Genomic DNA, 18,852 nt, shown 5'->3' with positions numbered 1-18,852 from the left:
GTTTTCCAAAACCAGTTAAGGTTTTTGAAAATTCATTAGATAACCCGTTATATCCGCCAGAGCCTGCTCATCCAGCCCCAAATTAACAGGCTCGGGCATTAAAGAATTCGGAAGTTTTTCTCGTTTTTTGATATTCATAGACTTTATCACATGCCTGGTTCCGGCAGCGTCTTTCAGCACTACATTATTCCCGTCGCTCAATAAAAATCCGAAATAGGACTCGCCCTTTTGGGTTGTGATTGCGTAGGCTTCATAGCCAAAAACGATGTTGGCAGACGGATTTATAATCGCATCGAGCAGAGATGTTTTATCAAATTTCTCATGAATTTTGGTAAGATCTGGGCCTATTTCGCCTCCATCTTCCCCATGGCGGTGACAAACTGCGCAATTGGTAATAAATAATTTCTTGCCGTTTTCAGGATTTGCGGTCATACGGTTAATAAAATCAACCTTCATCACCTTTCCATTTCTTGGAAAAAACTGACTGCCGACCGTCCGCACATTCTGGCTGGGATTTTTAAAAATCAACTCACTAACTGATTTCACAATCGTATCTGAAAGTTTTCCCTGGACCCTCATTTCAATCAGCATATCACCGCCGGAAGGATCCAGGGCCATTTGTTTTGCCGAAGAAATTCTGGTTGTTAAAGATTGCTTATCATCTGAAAGCGTTCTTTTTAAAGTCAGCATTTTCTGATTAACCGGTGCAGCAGTACTTGATTCAAAAGCTTTCCAATCCAGCAAATCAGCCCAGTCATTGGTTCTTCTGAAATTCAGCCACCATGTAGCATTTGAAGAAACATCCGCGAGTTTGGATTTCGATAATTCAAGCATAGCAACCGCTGCTTTTTTATCGCGGATAAAAGCCAGGGCTGTCACAGCTTTTTTACGCTCCGTTTCAGAAATACTTGCAGCTTCTGCCCGCAATTTCAAATCATTAATGGCTGCTACGGGATGCAACCGCCAGATGAGATTAGATTCCTGCGCTTTCCAGAATTTAGGTTCTCCGGAATAAATTTCCTTTGCCAAAGTATAGACCTCTGCTTCTTTACGTTCCGAAGCTGTTCCAATTGCTTCCAGTAACCACGGATCTTTCCCATCATACTTTTTCAAAAGCTGGCCAATAATTTCTTTTGATTTTGAAAAAGGAATATCTCTCAAAGAAACCGCAACTTCGGCACGAATAGCTGCATCAGGATCTGACGCTAATTGTTCAGCATAAGATAAAATATCCGAATTTGTAGCTCTCAGCGCGCGATAAGCATTTAGTCTTAAAGCTGCCTCCTGACTTTTTATTAAATTTACAACTTCTGCTTTTCCATTTTCTCCCAACTGCGCCAACAACCAGATCGCCCTTGCCGCATGATAAGAATTTTCAGATTTTAAAAGTGTTTTAACCGGCTCAACAGCTGTATCACCTTTCTTTTTCAATAAATCAAAAGCTACTGCTCTGACATTGACAGCAGGATTTTTTAATACTTCAATTAAACCTTCTGTCGTTGCAAAATCAAGTTTTGGAGCGACCGGTTTCTTATTTTTTGGTGTAATCCTGAAAATCCGTCCATATCCTTTTTTATCTTTCATCGCATGACCGCCTACAATCGGATCATACCAGTCCGCGATATATAAAGTACCATCCGTACCGGCAACGATATCCGACGGCCGAAACCATTTTCTGGTATCATTATCGGTTTCAAACCATTCATATTTCTCAGAAGCCCGGGAAAAAGAACTGATCAGATCTCTTCTTTTCAAATCAAATCCTGCACCGTTTTTTTCTGGTTTATAAGCAAAAATCACATTTCTTCCCGCTTCGCAGCTTAGTAACATTCCTCTGTATTGAGGTCCCAAACCATCACCTTCATAAAACATAATTCCCGTCGGCGAACCGGCTCCGGTATTATCACCGGCCCGCATAACACCCGGATCTTCCTGATGCCAGTGCGCCGTAAAAATATCCTGTCCGGGTCGGCGGTCTGCCTGCCAGAATCTGGTTCCGTCCGAAGAAAAATATCCTGCATTGCCATACTCCGGCAAATAGGAAGTCCGGCAGGTAATCACCTGGTCATCATTATCATTTTGCCAGCGATTTCCATAGCTGTCCATGCAAACTTCATAACTGTTACGGAAATTATGCCCCACTACTTTCAGTCCCGTTCCATCCGGATTAATTCTCAATGCCAGCCCTCCTACCCAGATCCGGTCATCATCGGATTTCATATTTCCCTCATTTTTCAGGTTGTAGGGAGTCCCACCGGTATACAAACTTCCACTTCTGAGCATCCAGCCACTTTTGTCTTTCACCACATGCGGCCCTGCATTTCCGGTATTGAAATACCAAAACCCGTCCGGACCAACAACCAGAGAGTGCAAAGAATGATCGTGATCAAAACCGCCGAAACCAGTCAGGAAAACTTCCCGTCTATCTGGTTTGTCATCACCATTATCATCCGTATAAATCAATAAATTCGGAGCACAGGAAACGATAACTTTATTGCCAATCACCGCAATTCCCAGAGGCGCTGTTAACAGAGAATCCTCAACAAAAACCTTTGAATTATCCGCTTTACCATCGCCATCCGTATCTTCAAGGATCATCACACGGTCACCTTTTTGTTTGTGCGATAATCTTTCAGCAGGTTTGGTATTGAAATCGCGGTAATTGACTGCCTCGGTAATCCAGATTCTTCCTTTCGCGTCCACATCCATATTCGTGGGATTATTAAACATGGGTGCTTCTGCCCAAAGTGTTGCTTCCAGATCATCCGGAGTATACAATTTTGACGTATCACCATCCAGCCTTAGCTGTCTCGGATTATTTTCAGATTTTATCAAAGAATAATTACACGAATTTTTATCTATTGAAAAAGATAAAAACAGACTTAGCAGAAGTCCGGAAAAGGTTAGGAAAGTCAGCGTTGGGCGCATGTTGATCAGAAAAAATGCTGGTGATTTTATTTATCAGAACTGAAATAATTTACCTAAATATTCCTTGTTGTGTTGATAACATGTAACGATATCCACATCTTTTGGACTTGCCCATTCCAGCTGCATCCAGCCTTCATAGCCAATATCTTTTATCGCCTTTGCAATTTCCGGCCAGTCCAGCGTACCCTCTCCCAGTCGCTGCCCGTTTTCCTTCATGTGTAGTTCACAAATACGATCTTTGCCCAGCATTTTTAATTCTTTGAAAACATCATTTCCCGCATCCGTCGCATTTCTGAAATCGTAATAAACCTTCACCGATTTCGATCCGACCCGCTCAATAATATCAATATGTTCCTGAGCAGTTAAATAGGATTCTATTCCTAACGTGATACCCAGTTTCTCTGCGTGAGGCGCAGCTTTTTTCAATTTGTCAATCACTGCTTTTTGTCCTTGAAGATCATTTCTCAAATCCCCTTCCGAGAAAAATGCCAGTAAAATTACTTTTGCACCCAATTCTTTTGCTGTATCAATACTTTTCAAAACCCATTCTTCTGCTCTTGGATCGGACTTGTAGGGCACCCGGTTTAATTCGCCAATGGCCAGACTTGATATTTTTACACCAGAATCTTTTGAGGCCTGCCGAATAATTTCCAGCGTTTTAGGATCTGATAAACCTGTTGGATCTTTGCTTGCGTTGTAGCTAACCTGCACGCCTTGCAGACCAATTTTTCTCGCAATATCAAAAGCGTCAGGAGATAAAGTTTTGCCTAAAGACCAGTCACAGGCCCCAAGCTTAAAAGCGGATTTTACTACACCGGACATTTCCAGGCGCGCCGCAGCACCGAACAATAATGCAGATTTTTTAATCGCTTGCCGCCGGTTCATCTTAATTTATTTGCTTTTCTAAAAAAAGAAAGAAACTTTGTATTATACTGTTGGAGAAATGTCGTTAACCTGATTAATCATTGAAACAACCGCATTCAGGATTACGAACTTAGTTTTCCAATGCCTTGTTTTAATTGTAACGGCATCAACAGATTACATTTATAATTTTCAAAACTGATCACCATGTATATCCCTTTTAGTGAAATAGATTTATCAGCCCGCGTCTGGATTTATCAGGCCAACCGGAAATTTACGGATGAAGAAGTTGGCATTCTAACCGAAACTTTGAAAGCTGCTTTGGAAAACTGGGAAGCACACGGGCATCCGCTTACGGCGTCAGGAAAAATTTTCGAACATCGTTTTGTAGTAATTGCGATAGATGAAACAAAAGAATTGCCAAGCGGTTGTTCCATTGACAAATCGGTTCACTGGCTGCAGGAAATCGGCAGCAGGCTTAATATTGATTTCTTTGACCGCTCTCTGGCTTATCTGGACGACAACAATAACGTTGAAACCATTCCGGTACCAAAAATAAAACAAGCCGTTACCGAACAAATCATAACGCCTTTTACTACGATTTTTGATAATCAGGTAACAACCAAGGCGCAGTGGATGAAACGCTGGAAAACGCCGGCGTCCAATTCATGGCTTAGTCGTTATTTTTCAGCACAAACCGCTTCCTAGTTTTGAAAGGTTTAACTCGCGGCTTAGCTTTGTATACTACTTACTGATACCTGCATGAGAACTTTTGGATTGTTTGCCACATTTTGTTTTGCGATTTTACTAACAGGATGCGACAAAAATGTTGTTTACAAGGCATACGAAGACATTGACGACGGCCAGTGGTTTATCAAAAATACACCTTCTTTCAAGGTTGAAATAAAGGATAGCACACAGCTTTATAATGTATTTTACCTGGTAAGAAATACTTTACAGTATCCTTATTATAATTTATATCTGACAAGAAAAATCACAGGACCAGACAGCACCTTGATGTCAACAACGCTGCAAGAGGTTTTTCTTTCGAATGAAATAACAGGAAAGCCATTTGGCAAAGGTCTGGGCGATTTATTTGATCATAAAATACCTTTTTTGACCAATTATAAATTTCCGCGTTCGGGTACTTATACTTTTACACTTTCACAATCGATGCGGCAAAATCCGTTGCCTTTTTTGATGGGAATTGGTATCAGTGTTGAAAAAGCTGAGAAATAACAAATAAGGATTCTCCCGCAAAAGAGAATCCTTATTTGTTTAAATATTTGAACCTGGCTGACTTCCTGATTGACTTTCTGGCTTTTTACGAGGACGGTTTCGATAATTCCGGTACCGTTTTTTCTTGACTTCCTGTTGCTCCACAATTTTTTGGAGCTCTTCTGCCTTATCCTCTTCAACTTCGTGAACAGGCTCGCCCAGTAAAAATCCGTAGGGTTCAAGAGTTGGAATTGTATCTAAAATAACTTTCAAAATCGCTGTAACGGGCAAAGCCAGAATTAATCCTGATAATCCCCAAAGCTGTCCGCCAAGAAATAACGCTACGATAGCAGCCATCGGATTCACACTTACCTTTGATCCGACAATATTAGGCGTAATGAAATTCCCTTCCAAAAACTGGACAAAACTCATCACACCGATAACGCCCACGGCATACCAGTAAGAATCCATTGTGACAATACTCAGCAAAGCCGGGAACAGTGAGCCAATTAAAATTCCTATATAGGGAATCAAAATCAGGAATCCTGCTAAAAATCCAAAGAAAATAGCGTGGGGGACGCCAAGAATTAAAAGTCCGATACTGTTTAAAACACCCACAATAATGATAACCAGAAATAATCCCGACAGATAACTCTGAATTACGCTATAAATTTTTTTCAGCAACGCATTCAGATCTTCATTAGGAACGCCCGCAATTGCTTTGTAGAAAAACCTCCTGAAAAAGTCCCGGTAAAGCAAGAAGAAAAAGACATAAAGCGGAAGTAAAATAAACGTCGAAATAGCACCCGTTGTAGTTACCAATGTATTTAACAAAACGGCACGGCCTTCGCTTAACATATCAACAAGATATCTTTTTGCCTCCGTTACCTGTTGAGTCCGGCTCAAACTTAAATAACGCTCGCCCATGGTTAAAGTCTGATCAAGAATAATTTCAGCCTTTTCGGTGATTCGTGGCAATTCCTCCGCAAAACTGCCAATCTGCAATGTGACGACATAAACCAGAATAAAAATAACAACAATTAAAACCATGATGCTTAATAAAATAGCAACTATTCGTGGAACGCGGCGATGTTCCAGCCAGACACAAACCGGATGGAGAAGGATCGCAAGTAAAACCGAAAATGCCAGAGGGATCAGTGTTTCTCTAAGTACGAAAAGGATATAGACACCTGAGATTAATGCAACAAGGATACCGGCCAGCTTCAGGTAAGCGGGTGTTTCTTTATCTTTGTTTGATAGTGATTGTAAAGGACGATTCATGAATAAGCTATATTTTCTATTATTTGCTGCTAAAACTGTGTTTTCTACCTGTAATCCGGATAAAGTTAATGGTTTTGAAAAAGTATATTCCCACTATAAATTCACCAAAATCGGCAGGTTACCGGCTGTGGCAAATGAAAGCTCCGGCATAGCTAAAAGCCAGAATAAGAATGCTTTCTGGACGCACAATGACAGTGGTGGAAAACCCGAATTATATGAAATTGACTTCCAGGGCAAACTTCTGTCTACAAAACTTATTCCTGACGCAAATAATTCAGACTGGGAAGATCTTGCAGAAGATAATAACGGCACAATTTATATCGGAGACATTGGCAATAATGACAATACTAAACGTCAGCTTACTGTTTACAAAGTTCCACCCGGAAATTCCGAAACAGAGAAGATCACTTTTAACTATGCTGACCAAAAACAATTTCCACCTTCACAAGACAACTTTAATTTTGACTGTGAAGCTTTTTTTTACCACAACGAAAATCTTTTCTTATTTTCAAAAAACTGGAGTCGCACGAATAAATATGTAAGATTATATCAGTTACCAGCTCAAAAAGGCAATTATTCCATTACTCCGTTTGACAGCATTCAAATAGATACACCGGTTACGTCGGCGGATATCAGTCCCGATGGAAAAATATTTGCACTTTTAACCTATGGAAAAATACTGTTATTTGGTATTGAGAATAATGAGATCACTTTTAAAAAACCTCTGGGTTGTTTTAAGTTTGTCAGAAAGCAGGCAGAGGCTTTGATGTTTGTCAATAATACCGATATGATTGTTACCAATGAACAGCGGGAATTTTTCCGGATTACTTACCGCTGATGTTATATTTTTGTTAACAATGCAATAAAGTAGATAATGTCAAAATCACAACAGCTAATTTCGAATTGGATTTAACCCCGAAACATCACATGAGCAGTGCAAAAGCAACCCACTCAGCACCGAAGGTATTAGTAGTTGACGACGATTCAGACATAGTTGAGCTTCTGGAATATAATCTTGTTAAAGAAGGATATTCCGTCCAAACGGCCTCCAATGGCAGAAAAGCCATAGAAGCGGCAAAAACTTTTATTCCTGATCTTATCCTTTTGGATATCATGATGCCTCAGCTTGACGGCATTGAAACGGGAAGAATTTTACGCCAGAACCCGGATATTAAACATACTTACATTTTATTTTTGACTGCCCGTTCCGAAGAATATTCTGAAGTGGCCGCTTTTGAGGTTGGCGCGGACGATTACATCACCAAGCCAATTAAGCCCCGCGCGCTGATGAGCCGGATTAATGCTTTGTTCCGCCGGGAAGCACAAAAAGCAGATTCCGGCGACCAGGTTGAAGTGCTGGATTTAATTATCAACCGGAAAAATTATACTGTAACACAAGGACAGGACAAATCGATTGTATTACCGAAAAAGGAATTTGAACTTTTGTTTTTTCTTGCCCAAACACCAAATAAAGTTTTCAGTCGCGACGAATTATTGCAAAAAATCTGGGGTGCCGACATTTATGTTCTGGAACGCACCGTTGACGTTCATATTCGAAAACTTCGTGAAAAATTAGGTGACCGCTATATCAAAACACTGAAAGGTGTAGGTTACATGTTTACAGACGAAGCAGAATAATCAGTTGTTAATTTTTTCATCGTTTTTAACTTTTTCATCCTTTTTGTCTTCTGCATTTTCCTTGTCATCTTTTTCATCCTCACTTTTTGGTCTCTTTTTCCTGAAAGCCAGTTTGATATTAACCTGACCTTTTTCATCTACGGCCCGAAGATAAATCTTAGATCCCTTTTTATTCTTCGGGTCATTAGGATTAAGCTGGTATGTGGAGTCTCTCCGGCTCAGGTTTCTTAGCGGTATTTCAATACTGATATCCGTTTTATTTCCAAAACTGTAAATTCCTTCCAGAAATAAAGTCATTACGTTCGATTCAATTTCCATCGGTTTGATAATGATTTCTTCTCCGTTTAAAATAAGGTCATTTTTTATTGGTGCAAACCTTACCCGTTCCAGATTTCTATTTTTAAATATCAGCCTTTTCATTTTCAAAAAGGGCTCAAAGTTGATAATCTGTCCATGTTCCAGGTTCAGCTTAACTTCTCCTTTCATACTTTTCGGTATGATCGTCACATCATTTTTAAGGTTGGAAGAAAAATTGAATTCTGTATTTAGTTTTCCTTTCAGATTCAAATGCGTTACCGCTTTCTGTCCAAAATTGTTGAAAGAATAAAATACAGAATGAACATCTGCATTGGTAACATTCCCTTTAATTTGCACTCTCGGCGGTTCTGTCGAATAAGGATTATTGATAGAGCCGGAAATCTTTACCCCTCCCCCAAAAGCATTCATTGAAAAGTTATTGAGTGCAACGATGTTATTTTTGACGGTGATCAATCCTTTCATATTGTTGGCAGAAAAATGATGATACACCATATGTTTCGATTGAAGTTTAGCATCAATTTCCATCTTATCTATCACATTATCAAGCATATCTGAAAGTTTGAATTTCTTCTTGTTTGTTTTCCGGCTGACATTTCTTTTTCCTACAAAAACTTCCATCCAGTTCATTTTCCAGTTTGGAATGTTCATGTCCACCGATGCTTTCAATATCCTTGGAGATCCAAACAGATACGGGATCAGGTTGGTAATGCTACCCTTCACATACATAGCATTGTGCCCGTCGTTCATGTTCAACTCGGGCAACAAAAAGTCTTTTTCGTCAAAATAAATATCTCCATTCACTTTTGACAAATGAACTTCTCTGGGAACATAATCCAGAGCCAGATTATCAAGATTTAATCTGCCAACCAGCTTTCCATTAAACTGATCCGTTTTGGGGTTATAAAAATTGCGCAGACTTCCGTCATAATGAATTTGAATATAGGCTTCCCCGCCTTTGACAACGTATCTTTTAGGATCCAGAATTCCGTTTACTGTTGCTGAATCCGCTTTTACTTTTCCACGAATTAATGCTATTGGATCCGTAATGTTGTCAATTTTTAAATCAAAACTAAAAGGTAATGTTTCAAAAAAACCTTTGATATCAGGTGTGCTAACCTGTGTATTCAATAATCCGGGAGGCTTTGTTCTATCGGCCTGATTGGTATAATTGCCCTTCGCTTTCATATTTCGCAACATGCCAATAGGAAGCTGGTATTGAAAGGTATCCGTTTCAAAAGAAATGTCCACAGCGGGTGGCTCATGCGAGAAAATACCCACGACATCCACCCGCGCAGTGGCTTTTGTTTTAACTCCAATAGAATCTATTGACTTGCCGATTTTCTGCGGAAGTAATTTTATAGCGTCGCTAACCTCAATTTTATGAGCGCCAAAACTCAGGTTAAAATGTGCCGGTTTTTCACTCAAATCGAATTTTCCCTTAATGTCAATAATATCCTGCGAAGCAACCCGAAGCTGGGAAGACGGCCGTATATAAAGATACCTTTTTCGCTGATTATAGGAAAGAGATAAATTTGCAAAAGTTTCCTGATTGATCAGAAACCCACCTTTTTCAGGTTTGAAAGTAAGTCCTTCAAAAAATATCGGGCCATTAATATTTGCGTTCCACGACGAATCTGAATGACTGACCCGGTTGGTAACATCACGGAAAACGGCTCCGTATTTTTTCCCGGTAGTGGAATCTGCAAACCGGAAACCAAAATTGTACAGATGTATACGTCCAAGTTTATCAATCAGCTGATCACCTTTTCCGGAATCTTTCTTTTTACTTTTACTCTTTTTCGCTCCAAAAATTGAAAGGTTCGTATAACCGTCTTTCCTAACAAAAAGCGTAGCGTTACCATCCTGTATAACCAGATTCTGAAGCCGGATAACCCCTTTATAAAAACTTCCGAAATCCAGCGCTACATGGATAAGTTTGGCATTGAGAAGATCCGTTTTATGCTGATTATAAAGACTATCGCGTAGAATAACATTGTAAAGTGTAAAATTAAATCCAAAACCATCCTGGAAAGGCCGGAATCTAAAACCTTCAATTTCCAGACTTCCATTGATTTCTTCATTTACAGCAGCCTTCACTTTTACAAAAATCTCTTCCTGATTTTTATAAAACCAAAGTTCCACGCCTGCAATCAGCAGACCAATGAAAAGTGCAAAAATTGCAACACCTTTTAATATTTTTTGAAACATTGAGGGGTCTCTACATGTAAAGATAAAAGTAACTGATTTGTATTGAAATGGCTACAAAGCTTCTCCCAATATTCCCGGAGAAATTACTTTTAAATCAGATCATTCGCCATAAATTCAATCTATGCAAATAATATGCCAGCATTTCTTCCCTTTTTTTTGCCGCCTCATGATCTTCCTTTCCACAACTTCGGTATTAACAGCAAAAAATGCTAATTTTGCGCACTCTTTTGCAACTCAAAGAGTTATCATTTTCATTAATATAGTTATAAAAAATGCTACTGAGCGAACAGGAAATATTGCGCCGCCAAAAGCGCGAGGAATTAATCAGGATGGGAATTGAACCATATCCTGCTGAGGAATTTGTAGTAAATGTCACTGCTGCTGATATAACAAAGAATTACGAAAACAATAAGATAGATTATAAGAACGTCACGATTGCAGGCCGCTTAATGGGTTTCCGGATTATGGGAAGTGCCGCTTTTGCCGAAATGCAGGATAGTACGGGCCGTATCCAGTTGTATTTCCGCCGCGACGATCTTTGTCCGGGAGAAGATAAAACGCTTTATAATACGGTATTTAAAAAATTACTGGACATTGGTGATATCATTGGCGTACAGGGATTTGTATTTACGACCCAAACCGGTGAAATCTCTATTCATGTTCAGGAATTCAAGATTTTAAATAAATCGCTTCGTCCTTTACCTGTTGTAAAACGTGATGAAGACGGCAAGGTTCATGATGGATTTACAGATCCGGAATTGCGCTATCGTCAGCGTTATGTGGATTTGATCGTGAATCCGGAAGTGCGTGATATTTTCATAAAACGTGCGCGGATCATTACAACCATGCGGTCTTATTTTGATTCAAAAGGATGGCTCGAAGTTGAAACTCCGGTTTTGCAGACTATCCACGGCGGCGCAGCTGCCCGTCCGTTTGAAACACATCATAATGCACTTGATACGGATCTGTTCCTGCGTATCGCTACCGAACTTCACCTTAAACGTTTGATCGTTGGTGGTTTTGAAGGGGTTTATGAGTTCGGGAAATTGTTCCGGAATGAAGGTATGGACCGCACCCATAATCCTGAATTTACAACGGTCGAGTTATACGTTGCCTACAAAGATTATTTGTGGATGATGCGTATGACCGAACAAGTTTTGGAACAAGTTGCATTTGCTGTAAACGGAACTACAAAAGCTACTTTTGGTGATGTTGAACTGGATTTTGCCGGACCTTACCAAAGATTAAGCATCACAGACGCAATTCATCAATATACAGGACTGAATGTGGATGCATTGGATGAAGCTGCGATTCGTGATCAATGCCGCGCCTGGGGTATGGATGTGAATGACAGCATGGGTAAAGGAAAACTGATTGATGAAATTTTCGGTGCCAAAGTGGAAGAATTTATCATTCAGCCAACTTTCATCACGGACCATCCGGTTGAAATGTCGCCTTTGACCAAAAAACACCGTGAAAAACCAGGCATGGTCGAGCGCTTCGAATTGTTTGTGAACGGAAGAGAAATCGCAAACGCTTATTCAGAGTTAAATGATCCGATTGAACAACGCGAACGCTTTGAAGATCAGCTAAAATTGAAAGAACGCGGAGATGATGAGGCCATGGAAATGGATGAAGATTTCCTTCGTTCATTGGAATACGGAATGCCTCCAACATCCGGAATCGGAATTGGAATTGACCGTTTAACCATGCTTCTGACTAATAATGCAAGCATTCAGGAAGTTCTTTTCTTCCCGCATATGCGTCCTGAAAAGAAACAAGAAATGGCAAAGGAAGCGGATTATGTTGCAGCTAATGTTCCAGCCATATGGATCCCTGCTTTACAAAAAATGAATATCCTGACCATTGAACAGTTGAAAGCATCAAGCCCGAATAAAATATTTAACGATTTAGGAGGTATGCGTAAAAAATTGAAGATTGACGAAAAAATGCCTGGACTTGAAGATGTAAAAACCTGGGTGGAATAATTTTTCGGTTTGTTATAAAACAAAAATACCGCAACTCATCACTGCGGTATTTTTTTGTTCTGACAAGAAAGAAAAACTATATCTTTTTAACTTGTACAGCGTTTAGTCCTTTTTTTCCTTCAACGACTTCGTATTCAACTTGGTCGTTTTCACGGATAGTAAGTCCTCCCAATCCTGTCACGTGAACAAAGATGTCTCTGTTTGTGTCGTCTTCAACGATGAAGCCGTATCCCTTAGCTTCATTGAAAAATTTTACAGTACCTGTTGGCATAATAGTGGAAATAAAAAAATGAAATAAGTTGAAAATACATCAAGAATTGCAAAAGTTCCATTAGTAAACCTTAATGCTATTTTGCCAAATTATTGAGGGAGGCTCAACGGATTGACAGAATAAATTTTGGATATTTTTACCGGGGCTTCCCAATAATAATGTACCATTTACAACTTCTCTAATCACAAAGAAACAAAAATTGTTCGGAAAACAATTTATTTGCATCAAGAATTTGAAAATTTCCAAGTTAACGGTCAAATTCTAATAAATCACGATCCGTAAAAATTCCCTTACTCTTTGTATATTGCAGAGAAAATTGCTAGTTATGAGCTAATTATTCCAAAAGATACTATGGATCGTCTTCGTTATTTTGTAGAGAATCAGATATTTGGAGTTTGTGCAAGAATGGGTGAAAAACTCAATTTCCCGGCTAGTAGTATCCGCCGTTACTTCATTTATGCCACTTTCATGACATTCGGCTCACCGATTATTTTGTATCTGGTGCTGGCGTTCTGGATGGAAATGCGCCAAAATTGGCGGAAACACAACACACCTACGATTTGGGAGCTTTAGGAGGAAATAAAATTCTTGTCAGTTCTGAAAAGCGGTGTTTTCCCAAAACAAAATATTCCCAGACAATACTTCTGTAATAAAGCGGAGCCCGATAAGTGGTCTGATGCCGCTCCTTTATCAATTTAGGCATCATGGCATAAAATGCAAAATGCGCTCTGATAATAGCAAAAACGTCCGGCCATGCACCTGAGGCTACAAAGCGTGCGCTGGAAATTCCGTCTAATATTAATCTGAAAAACAATGTTTTCTTCCTTCTTCCTACGGGAAGATTTTTGAAAAGCATGATCAGATTATTCCTGTAATTCAGGAATGTTTTTTGGGGATTGGATTTATGAAGCGTTCCACCTCCAACGTGGTAAACTACTGATTTTCCGCTGAATGTGATTCTATAACCCAGGTCCAATAACCGCCAGCACAGGTCAATTTCTTCCATGTGTGCAAAAAACCGCTCGTCAAAACCATTTGCTTTATGAAAAGCATCTGACCTCACGAAAAGACATGCGCCTGTTGCCCAGAAAACATCGATTTCATCATCATATTGCCCAAGATCTTCTTCCCGCGTATCGAATATCCGTCCACGGCAAAAAGGGTAACCGAGGTAATCCATGTAACCCCCTGCGGCTCCGGCATACTCAAAATGTGTAGGAAGATCGTACGCTCTTATTTTCGGTTGACAGGCTGCAATATTTACATCCGTTTCCATAAAAGCAATCACCGGCTCAATCCAACCCGGAGTTACTTCTATGTCAGAATTTAATAATACATAATATTCAGCATCAATCTGGCTTAATGCCCTGTTATAACCTCCCGCATATCCTTTATTTTCGGAAATGGAAAGCATTTTTACAGAAGGATACTGGCTTGCAAGCCATTCCAGGGAATGATCTGTGGATGCATTATCTGCAACCCAAATTTCATATCCCTCAGAATGATTTAAAACTGTTGGAAGAAATTTTTCAAGGTAATGCCTGCCATTATAATTCAGGATAACAATTGCAACATTTGAAGTCATTCTAATCGGAGGACGTTATTTCATGAAACCCCCTAAATCCAATCCGGGAATATTTGGAAGAACTCCGTCAGTTGCTTTTGCCAGATGCTCCTTAATTTTTGGTTCGAGATTTTCAAACGCTTTATTTACAGCTGCAACAATTAAATCCTGAAGCATTTCTTTATCGTCAGGATTAATCAGGTCTTTATCAATTTCAAGCCCGATCAACGTCTTTTGCCCGTTTACCGTTGCACGTACCATTCCTCCGCCCGATTCGGCAGATTCCACAATACCAGCCAGCTGATCCTGCGCTTCTTTCATTTTAGACTGAAGGTCTTTCATTTTGCCCATCAGCCCCATCATGTCTGCCATATTTCCAAACATATCTATTCTATATCTTAATGGTGTATTTAAACAGGTCTCTCATTATTTCAAGAGCACAAAAGTACCGTTTTTTTTAACGGTTTGATTTATATTATTAACAATTTCAATATCGAAAATGTATGATCCTACTGCTGCAATTTTACCTTTAAACATACCGTCCCACCCTTTAGACATGTCATCAGAGTGAAAAATAACTTCACCCCACCGGTTTAATACCGACATTTTAAAAGACTTATACATGGAAACTTTTACTTCAAACATATCATTAATTCCATCTTCGTTTGGCGAAAAAGCAGTCGGCACAAAAATGTCGGCATCTCTTTTGAATGAAATAAGGTTAGAAAAACTTTGAAAATTTCCATTTTTTGAATCTGCCCGGACCTGAAAAGTATATGCCGGATCACTTTGCCCGGTTAGCTGCGGCGCAAAATTATTCTGGAGTTTCATATCTATCTCTGCATTGGAACCCGCAGATCCGGTCTGACTCATTTTGTATGACTGAATATCATCGGAAAATGGTTTCTCCGTTGTCCAGGTAAATAACGAATTTTGGTTTTGTAAAAGTATAGAACAAACCGGTTCAGAAACAGGAGCTTTTTGTCCGCAGGCATTTTGATAAATTAACCGATAACAGTAGGAATTTTTATTTGCTTGTACGTCAAAATCCTGATAAGTAGTTTCATTGTAAAGTGTGTTAACCTTTTTAAAAGCACCTCCCGCTCCTTCAGATCTCTGAACAGTTATTTCATAGTTTGATTTAGAGCCAGATCCGGGAATAAGAGCAGTTAACTCAATCAAATCATCCCCATTTACTGTAACATACATCTGATCAACAGGTTTTGGAGAGGTGGACGTAGTTTTAATAATCACCGGTGCTGAAATAGACTGAATGATTTTGGTTACGGCAACAATTGAATATTCAAAACTGTCGCCGCATTGTACATCCTCATCATCATAGGAAATTGTCTTGATATCACTGAAAGATTTCAATATAACCCCATCACGCATCAGCTGATATTCCTGAAAGTCGGCAGCATTTGGATACTGATTCCATGAGATGGAATTTTTTTCGTTACCCGAAGTACCTTTTAAAATCATACTGGTAACGATTTCACTATCCTGCTTCCCTCCGCACAAATCTTTAGAACCCAGTTTTACCTGATAAACCTGTGAGACATTAAGATTGGGAACACGATAAAATTGAGTCCCGCCAGAAGTTCTGGTACCGCCAATTATATAATTGTTTCCTCCGTCGCTGCTTGTTAAAATATCCGTTGCAATTGACGTGACTCCTTCATAAGATACTTCCAGACTGCCGTTCCCCTTCATCTCAACTGTTTTGATTTGAATATTTTTCAAAAGCGGCTGCTGAAAAGATATTCCAATAGACAATTCCAGTCCTTCTGCACAGTTTGTGTTTGAGGTGAAAATTCCTTTTATTTTTACAACCGGGCTGGTTGTTATACTTGCATAAGTATGTTCAAGTTCCAGCGCATTGCCTTTATTCAAGACATCATTAGAATTATCACCCCAATTGATTTCTACTTTGTCGTAAGTCTGTAAAATAATGTCATCATTAAACAAAAGTTTTATCTTCCCTCCTCCACACGACGTATACTGGACATTTGGATATCTGCTTTCGTAAACTTTTACTTTTCTACATGCGTAAATCGGCCCGGTCGAAATACTTCCTCCTTGTAAAATGGTATAATTTCCTGTATTGTAGTATGTGGTAGACGGCAACCCCTGGGCGAGTAAAGGATTTTGAGACTGACCATCATAATTGACGTCATACCCTACACTAAAAGAATTCGGAACAGTATTTTTAATTTTTACGGTCAGCGGTGCACATCCTTCATATTTATCCAGTTCAAACCCGCCACCGCCATTATCGCATAAACCCTGGCTAAAAAGATCAGAAACATTACATACAAACAGGCATGATAAAAAAGTTATGAGTAATTGTCTTTTCATAAGTGTGTATAAATGAGTGGGTGTGCTACTGATAAGATGTATTGACCCTGAATTTGCTCCAAGAATTCAAAGTTAAAATTTTCAGCTTTAAGATGTTCATTTTCAACAGAAAAGATATAATTATCCGTAATAATCAAGTTACCTGATAAGAAGAAAAGCCCCGCTTTTGGAAAACGATTTATCAGAACTATCCGTTATTTCTGCCTTGTACACATAAGATCCTGCCGGGGCTTTGTCGCCATTAATAATTCCGTCCCAGCTATTGTTAATATCATTAGTTTGAAAAACAACTTCTCCCCAACGATTAAAAATAGACATTTTGAAAGTGTTGACAAAGAGGCCCTTTACCTCAAAACGTTCGTTGATATTATCCGAATTCGGCGTAAAAGCATCGGGAACAAACAGAACAAATTCCTGTGTATAATTTACAATATTGGAAAAACTTAAAAGGTTTCCGGTTTTTGAATGAGCAACAATCTGAAAGGAATAGCTGGATTTTGTCTGTTTATCTAAATTTAAGGGACGGCTGTTTATCAAACCAACAGGCGTATCGGTGGTCCCAATGTTTGATTCATTTTGGATTACACTATAAGATTCTATTCCCTGAGAAAAAGGCGAATCATTTGTCCAGGAAATATCTGTCGGTGATTGCTGAAGTAGTATTGAGCAAACAGGATCGCTGAATTCTGAACTGAGCGGGCATGAATTTTCATAACTGAAACGGTAACAATAAGATTTTACGCCAGTATTTACCGTTTTATCCTCAAACTCAGTTTGCTGATTTTTTGCACCGGAGATTTTCGTAAAGTCGGAACTTCCCAAATCTGCTCTTTCAACAATGAGATTGTACGTTCCCGTTAATCCGTCACCCGCAAGCACAACGCCTGTCGTTATCACATTAGGAGCTGTTACACTGACACTGGCCTGGACAATTTTTTCTGGCTTGGAACTTGTCATTTTTACCGTTTTCGGCGCAGAAAAAGATCGTAGCAATTTTGTAAACGCAACGATCTTGTATTCATAAGTCAGGCCGCAAACCGCACTTTCATCAACCCATTGAACATCGTCGATAGACTGAAAACCGTGAATAACAACTCCATCTCTCAAAAGCTGATATCCGGTAAAATTGCCTTTGTAAGCATATTTATTCCATTCGAGCAGGTTTCCTGTTTTCTCGGCCGTGGTTTTCAAAACCATAGTCCCAACCTCGTCACTGACTATTGTGCCGCCACATGCATCTTCTGAAACCAATTTAATTTTATATTCAATCTCAGGATTAATATTTTCTATCGTAACACTACCAACACCTCCGGAGGATTTTTTCTCTACCGACAGAAACGACCCATTTTTTTCACCATATAAAATTTCGGTCTCAATATTTTCAATTCCATTATAAAGGAGATTTATCTTACCATCAACTGTCATTTCTATTCTTCCTACCTTAATTGTATCAAGCGGAATACTTTGTGAAGTAGCAGATAGTACATTTTCCAATCCTGTACATGTTACAGAAGGCTTATGAATCCCTTTAACAATCACTTGGGGTATAGTTCCGGTAAAAGCATGGGTAAATATCAGCCCTCCTCCATCTTTCCATTCAGAATTTGGTTTCCCGTCCCCCCAGTTTATTTCAAGGTGATCATACAATTTGGCGGTAGCATCATTTATAATAGTGACTTTTGCAATTGTTCCACAGACTTCAAGCGTAGCATTTACTTTTTTTCTTTCGTAAACGTTAATCTGCTTGCATAAAGTAAATCCTACTCCTGCCTTGCTACCTCCTTGTAAAATGGTGTAAGTTCCGGGCTGACTATAAGTCTCTGAAAAAACATCTTTAAGACCGGTTGGCTCGCTTACACCATCATAATTGGTTATATAACCTACATTTTGTGCACCAACAACATTATTTTTGAGGGTGACAGTCAAACTTCCGCAACCCTCAAATGGAACAACATCAAAATCACCTCCGCCAGTACTGCAATAGCCGGAAGTTACAATTGGTGCTTGTCCATTCACCCAAAAAGATTGAAATAAAAACGTAACGAATAATAACGATAGTAGTTGTAATCTCATGAAGCATGTACCAAAAGTAAAAAAAGACACGTACAAACCTGGAAATAACACACTTTGAAACCCTTCATTGAAATGGATTGTTCACTCATTGAAGGTGCAAAATTAAGACATTTCAACATTAAGACTGTACCTTTACATCCCTAAAA

The 18,852-nt window shown here is 39.3% G+C and carries 15 protein-coding genes; 6 read left to right on the top strand and 9 right to left on the bottom strand.

All coding sequences use genetic code 11. The features are described from left to right. Positions 1-15: 15 nt before the first annotated feature. Positions 16-2,928: a PVC-type heme-binding CxxCH protein gene (locus tag FDK13_RS01235; RefSeq protein WP_137338156.1), complete on the bottom strand. Its 2,913-nt coding sequence runs from the start codon at positions 2,926-2,928 to the stop codon at positions 16-18. 33 nt (positions 2,929-2,961) lie between these two features. After that, positions 2,962-3,813: a sugar phosphate isomerase/epimerase family protein gene (locus FDK13_RS01230; protein ID WP_137338155.1), complete on the bottom strand. Its 852-nt coding sequence runs from the start codon at positions 3,811-3,813 to the stop codon at positions 2,962-2,964. A 183-nt stretch (positions 3,814-3,996) separates the two neighbouring features. Here FDK13_RS01230 and FDK13_RS01225 point away from each other — a divergent pair, with 183 nt between their 5' ends. Together FDK13_RS01225 and FDK13_RS01220 are read left to right on the top strand one after the other, a co-directional pair. After that, complete coding sequence (locus tag FDK13_RS01225) at positions 3,997-4,497, top strand: hypothetical protein (protein ID WP_137338154.1); 501 nt, start codon at positions 3,997-3,999, stop codon at positions 4,495-4,497. A 54-nt stretch (positions 4,498-4,551) separates the two neighbouring features. Next, positions 4,552-5,028, top strand: a complete 477-nt coding sequence (locus FDK13_RS01220) for a gliding motility lipoprotein GldH (protein WP_137338153.1) — start codon at positions 4,552-4,554, stop codon at positions 5,026-5,028. A gap of 39 nt (positions 5,029-5,067) precedes the next feature. On the opposite strand, the gene FDK13_RS01215 is transcribed toward FDK13_RS01220, so the two are convergent. Beyond that, positions 5,068-6,288 carry an AI-2E family transporter gene (locus FDK13_RS01215; protein WP_137338152.1) on the bottom strand — a complete coding sequence of 407 codons (1,221 nt, stop codon included), beginning with the start codon at positions 6,286-6,288 and terminating at the stop codon, positions 5,068-5,070. Here FDK13_RS01215 and FDK13_RS01210 point away from each other — a divergent pair. Next, on the top strand, positions 6,287-7,126 hold the full coding sequence (locus tag FDK13_RS01210) for a YjiK family protein (RefSeq protein ID WP_137338151.1): 840 nt from the start codon (positions 6,287-6,289) through the stop codon (positions 7,124-7,126). The two genes, FDK13_RS01215 and FDK13_RS01210, sit on opposite strands and share 2 nt — an antisense overlap. Positions 7,127-7,215: 89 nt before the next feature. Then, positions 7,216-7,926, top strand: a complete 711-nt coding sequence (locus FDK13_RS01205; protein WP_137338150.1) for a response regulator transcription factor — start codon at positions 7,216-7,218, stop codon at positions 7,924-7,926. Here the strand turns inward: FDK13_RS01205 and FDK13_RS01200 are convergent, their stop codons facing one another. Continuing rightward, positions 7,927-10,452, bottom strand: a complete 2,526-nt coding sequence (locus FDK13_RS01200) for an AsmA-like C-terminal region-containing protein (protein ID WP_137338149.1) — start codon at positions 10,450-10,452, stop codon at positions 7,927-7,929. 272 nt (positions 10,453-10,724) lie between these two features. Here FDK13_RS01200 and lysS point away from each other — a divergent pair, with 272 nt between their 5' ends. Then, a complete protein-coding gene (gene lysS / locus FDK13_RS01195) occupies positions 10,725-12,440 on the top strand; it encodes a lysine--tRNA ligase (RefSeq protein WP_137338148.1) in 1,716 nt (571 codons plus the stop codon). Between the two features lie 76 nt (positions 12,441-12,516). Here lysS and FDK13_RS01190 read toward each other — a convergent pair whose 3' ends face one another. Next, a complete protein-coding gene (locus FDK13_RS01190; RefSeq protein WP_026629450.1) occupies positions 12,517-12,711 on the bottom strand; it encodes a cold-shock protein in 195 nt (64 codons plus the stop codon). 351 nt (positions 12,712-13,062) lie between these two features. On the opposite strand from FDK13_RS01190, the gene FDK13_RS01185 reads away from it, so the two are divergent. Continuing rightward, complete coding sequence (locus tag FDK13_RS01185; RefSeq protein WP_137338147.1) at positions 13,063-13,284, top strand: PspC domain-containing protein; 222 nt, start codon at positions 13,063-13,065, stop codon at positions 13,282-13,284. Here the strand turns inward: FDK13_RS01185 and FDK13_RS01180 are convergent. The 4 genes from FDK13_RS01180 to FDK13_RS01165 all read right to left on the bottom strand — a co-directional run bounded on the left by FDK13_RS01180 (position 13,265) and on the right by FDK13_RS01165 (position 18,706). After that, positions 13,265-14,296 (bottom strand): glycosyltransferase family 2 protein, encoded by a 1,032-nt coding sequence (locus FDK13_RS01180; RefSeq protein ID WP_137338146.1) that lies wholly within the window; start codon positions 14,294-14,296, stop codon positions 13,265-13,267. The two genes, FDK13_RS01185 and FDK13_RS01180, sit on opposite strands and share 20 nt — an antisense overlap. Positions 14,297-14,311: 15 nt before the next feature. Then, on the bottom strand, positions 14,312-14,659 hold the full coding sequence (locus FDK13_RS01175; RefSeq protein WP_137338145.1) for a YbaB/EbfC family nucleoid-associated protein: 348 nt from the start codon (positions 14,657-14,659) through the stop codon (positions 14,312-14,314). Between the two features lie 42 nt (positions 14,660-14,701). Further along, positions 14,702-16,633 carry a T9SS type B sorting domain-containing protein gene (locus tag FDK13_RS01170; protein ID WP_137338144.1) on the bottom strand — a complete coding sequence of 644 codons (1,932 nt, stop codon included), beginning with the start codon at positions 16,631-16,633 and terminating at the stop codon, positions 14,702-14,704. A 138-nt stretch (positions 16,634-16,771) separates the two neighbouring features. Beyond that, positions 16,772-18,706: a T9SS type B sorting domain-containing protein gene (locus tag FDK13_RS01165; RefSeq protein ID WP_137338143.1), complete on the bottom strand. Its 1,935-nt coding sequence runs from the start codon at positions 18,704-18,706 to the stop codon at positions 16,772-16,774. Between the last annotated feature and the right edge of the window lie 146 nt (positions 18,707-18,852).

Origin of the sequence: Dyadobacter frigoris (assembly GCF_005280585.1) — a bacterium.
In the GTDB taxonomy this organism is placed as follows: Bacteria; Bacteroidota; Bacteroidia; order Cytophagales; family Spirosomataceae; genus Dyadobacter; species Dyadobacter frigoris.
Note: the sequence above shows the minus strand (reverse complement) of the source record. Positions and strands in the feature narration are given on the sequence as shown.

Bases quoted from the DNA above. Each gene is read 5' to 3' on its own strand.
- FDK13_RS01180 (WP_137338146.1), bottom strand. From the start codon at position 14,296: ATGACTTCAAATGTTGCAATTGTTATCCTGAATTATAATGGCAGGCAT.
- FDK13_RS01230 (WP_137338155.1), bottom strand. From the start codon at position 3,813: ATGAACCGGCGGCAAGCGATTAAAAAATCTGCATTATTGTTCGGTGCT.
- FDK13_RS01205 (WP_137338150.1), top strand. From the start codon at position 7,216: ATGAGCAGTGCAAAAGCAACCCACTCAGCACCGAAGGTATTAGTAGTT.
- FDK13_RS01165 (WP_137338143.1), bottom strand. From the start codon at position 18,706: ATGAGATTACAACTACTATCGTTATTATTCGTTACGTTTTTATTTCAA.
- FDK13_RS01210 (WP_137338151.1), top strand. From the start codon at position 6,287: ATGAATAAGCTATATTTTCTATTATTTGCTGCTAAAACTGTGTTTTCT.
- FDK13_RS01170 (WP_137338144.1), bottom strand. From the start codon at position 16,633: ATGAAAAGACAATTACTCATAACTTTTTTATCATGCCTGTTTGTATGT.
- FDK13_RS01200 (WP_137338149.1), bottom strand. From the start codon at position 10,452: ATGTTTCAAAAAATATTAAAAGGTGTTGCAATTTTTGCACTTTTCATT.
- FDK13_RS01185 (WP_137338147.1), top strand. From the start codon at position 13,063: ATGGATCGTCTTCGTTATTTTGTAGAGAATCAGATATTTGGAGTTTGT.
- FDK13_RS01175 (WP_137338145.1), bottom strand. From the start codon at position 14,659: ATGTTTGGAAATATGGCAGACATGATGGGGCTGATGGGCAAAATGAAA.
- lysS (WP_137338148.1), top strand. From the start codon at position 10,725: ATGCTACTGAGCGAACAGGAAATATTGCGCCGCCAAAAGCGCGAGGAA.
- FDK13_RS01225 (WP_137338154.1), top strand. From the start codon at position 3,997: ATGTATATCCCTTTTAGTGAAATAGATTTATCAGCCCGCGTCTGGATT.
- FDK13_RS01220 (WP_137338153.1), top strand. From the start codon at position 4,552: ATGAGAACTTTTGGATTGTTTGCCACATTTTGTTTTGCGATTTTACTA.
- FDK13_RS01235 (WP_137338156.1), bottom strand. From the start codon at position 2,928: ATGCGCCCAACGCTGACTTTCCTAACCTTTTCCGGACTTCTGCTAAGT.
- FDK13_RS01190 (WP_026629450.1), bottom strand. From the start codon at position 12,711: ATGCCAACAGGTACTGTAAAATTTTTCAATGAAGCTAAGGGATACGGC.
- FDK13_RS01215 (WP_137338152.1), bottom strand. From the start codon at position 6,288: ATGAATCGTCCTTTACAATCACTATCAAACAAAGATAAAGAAACACCC.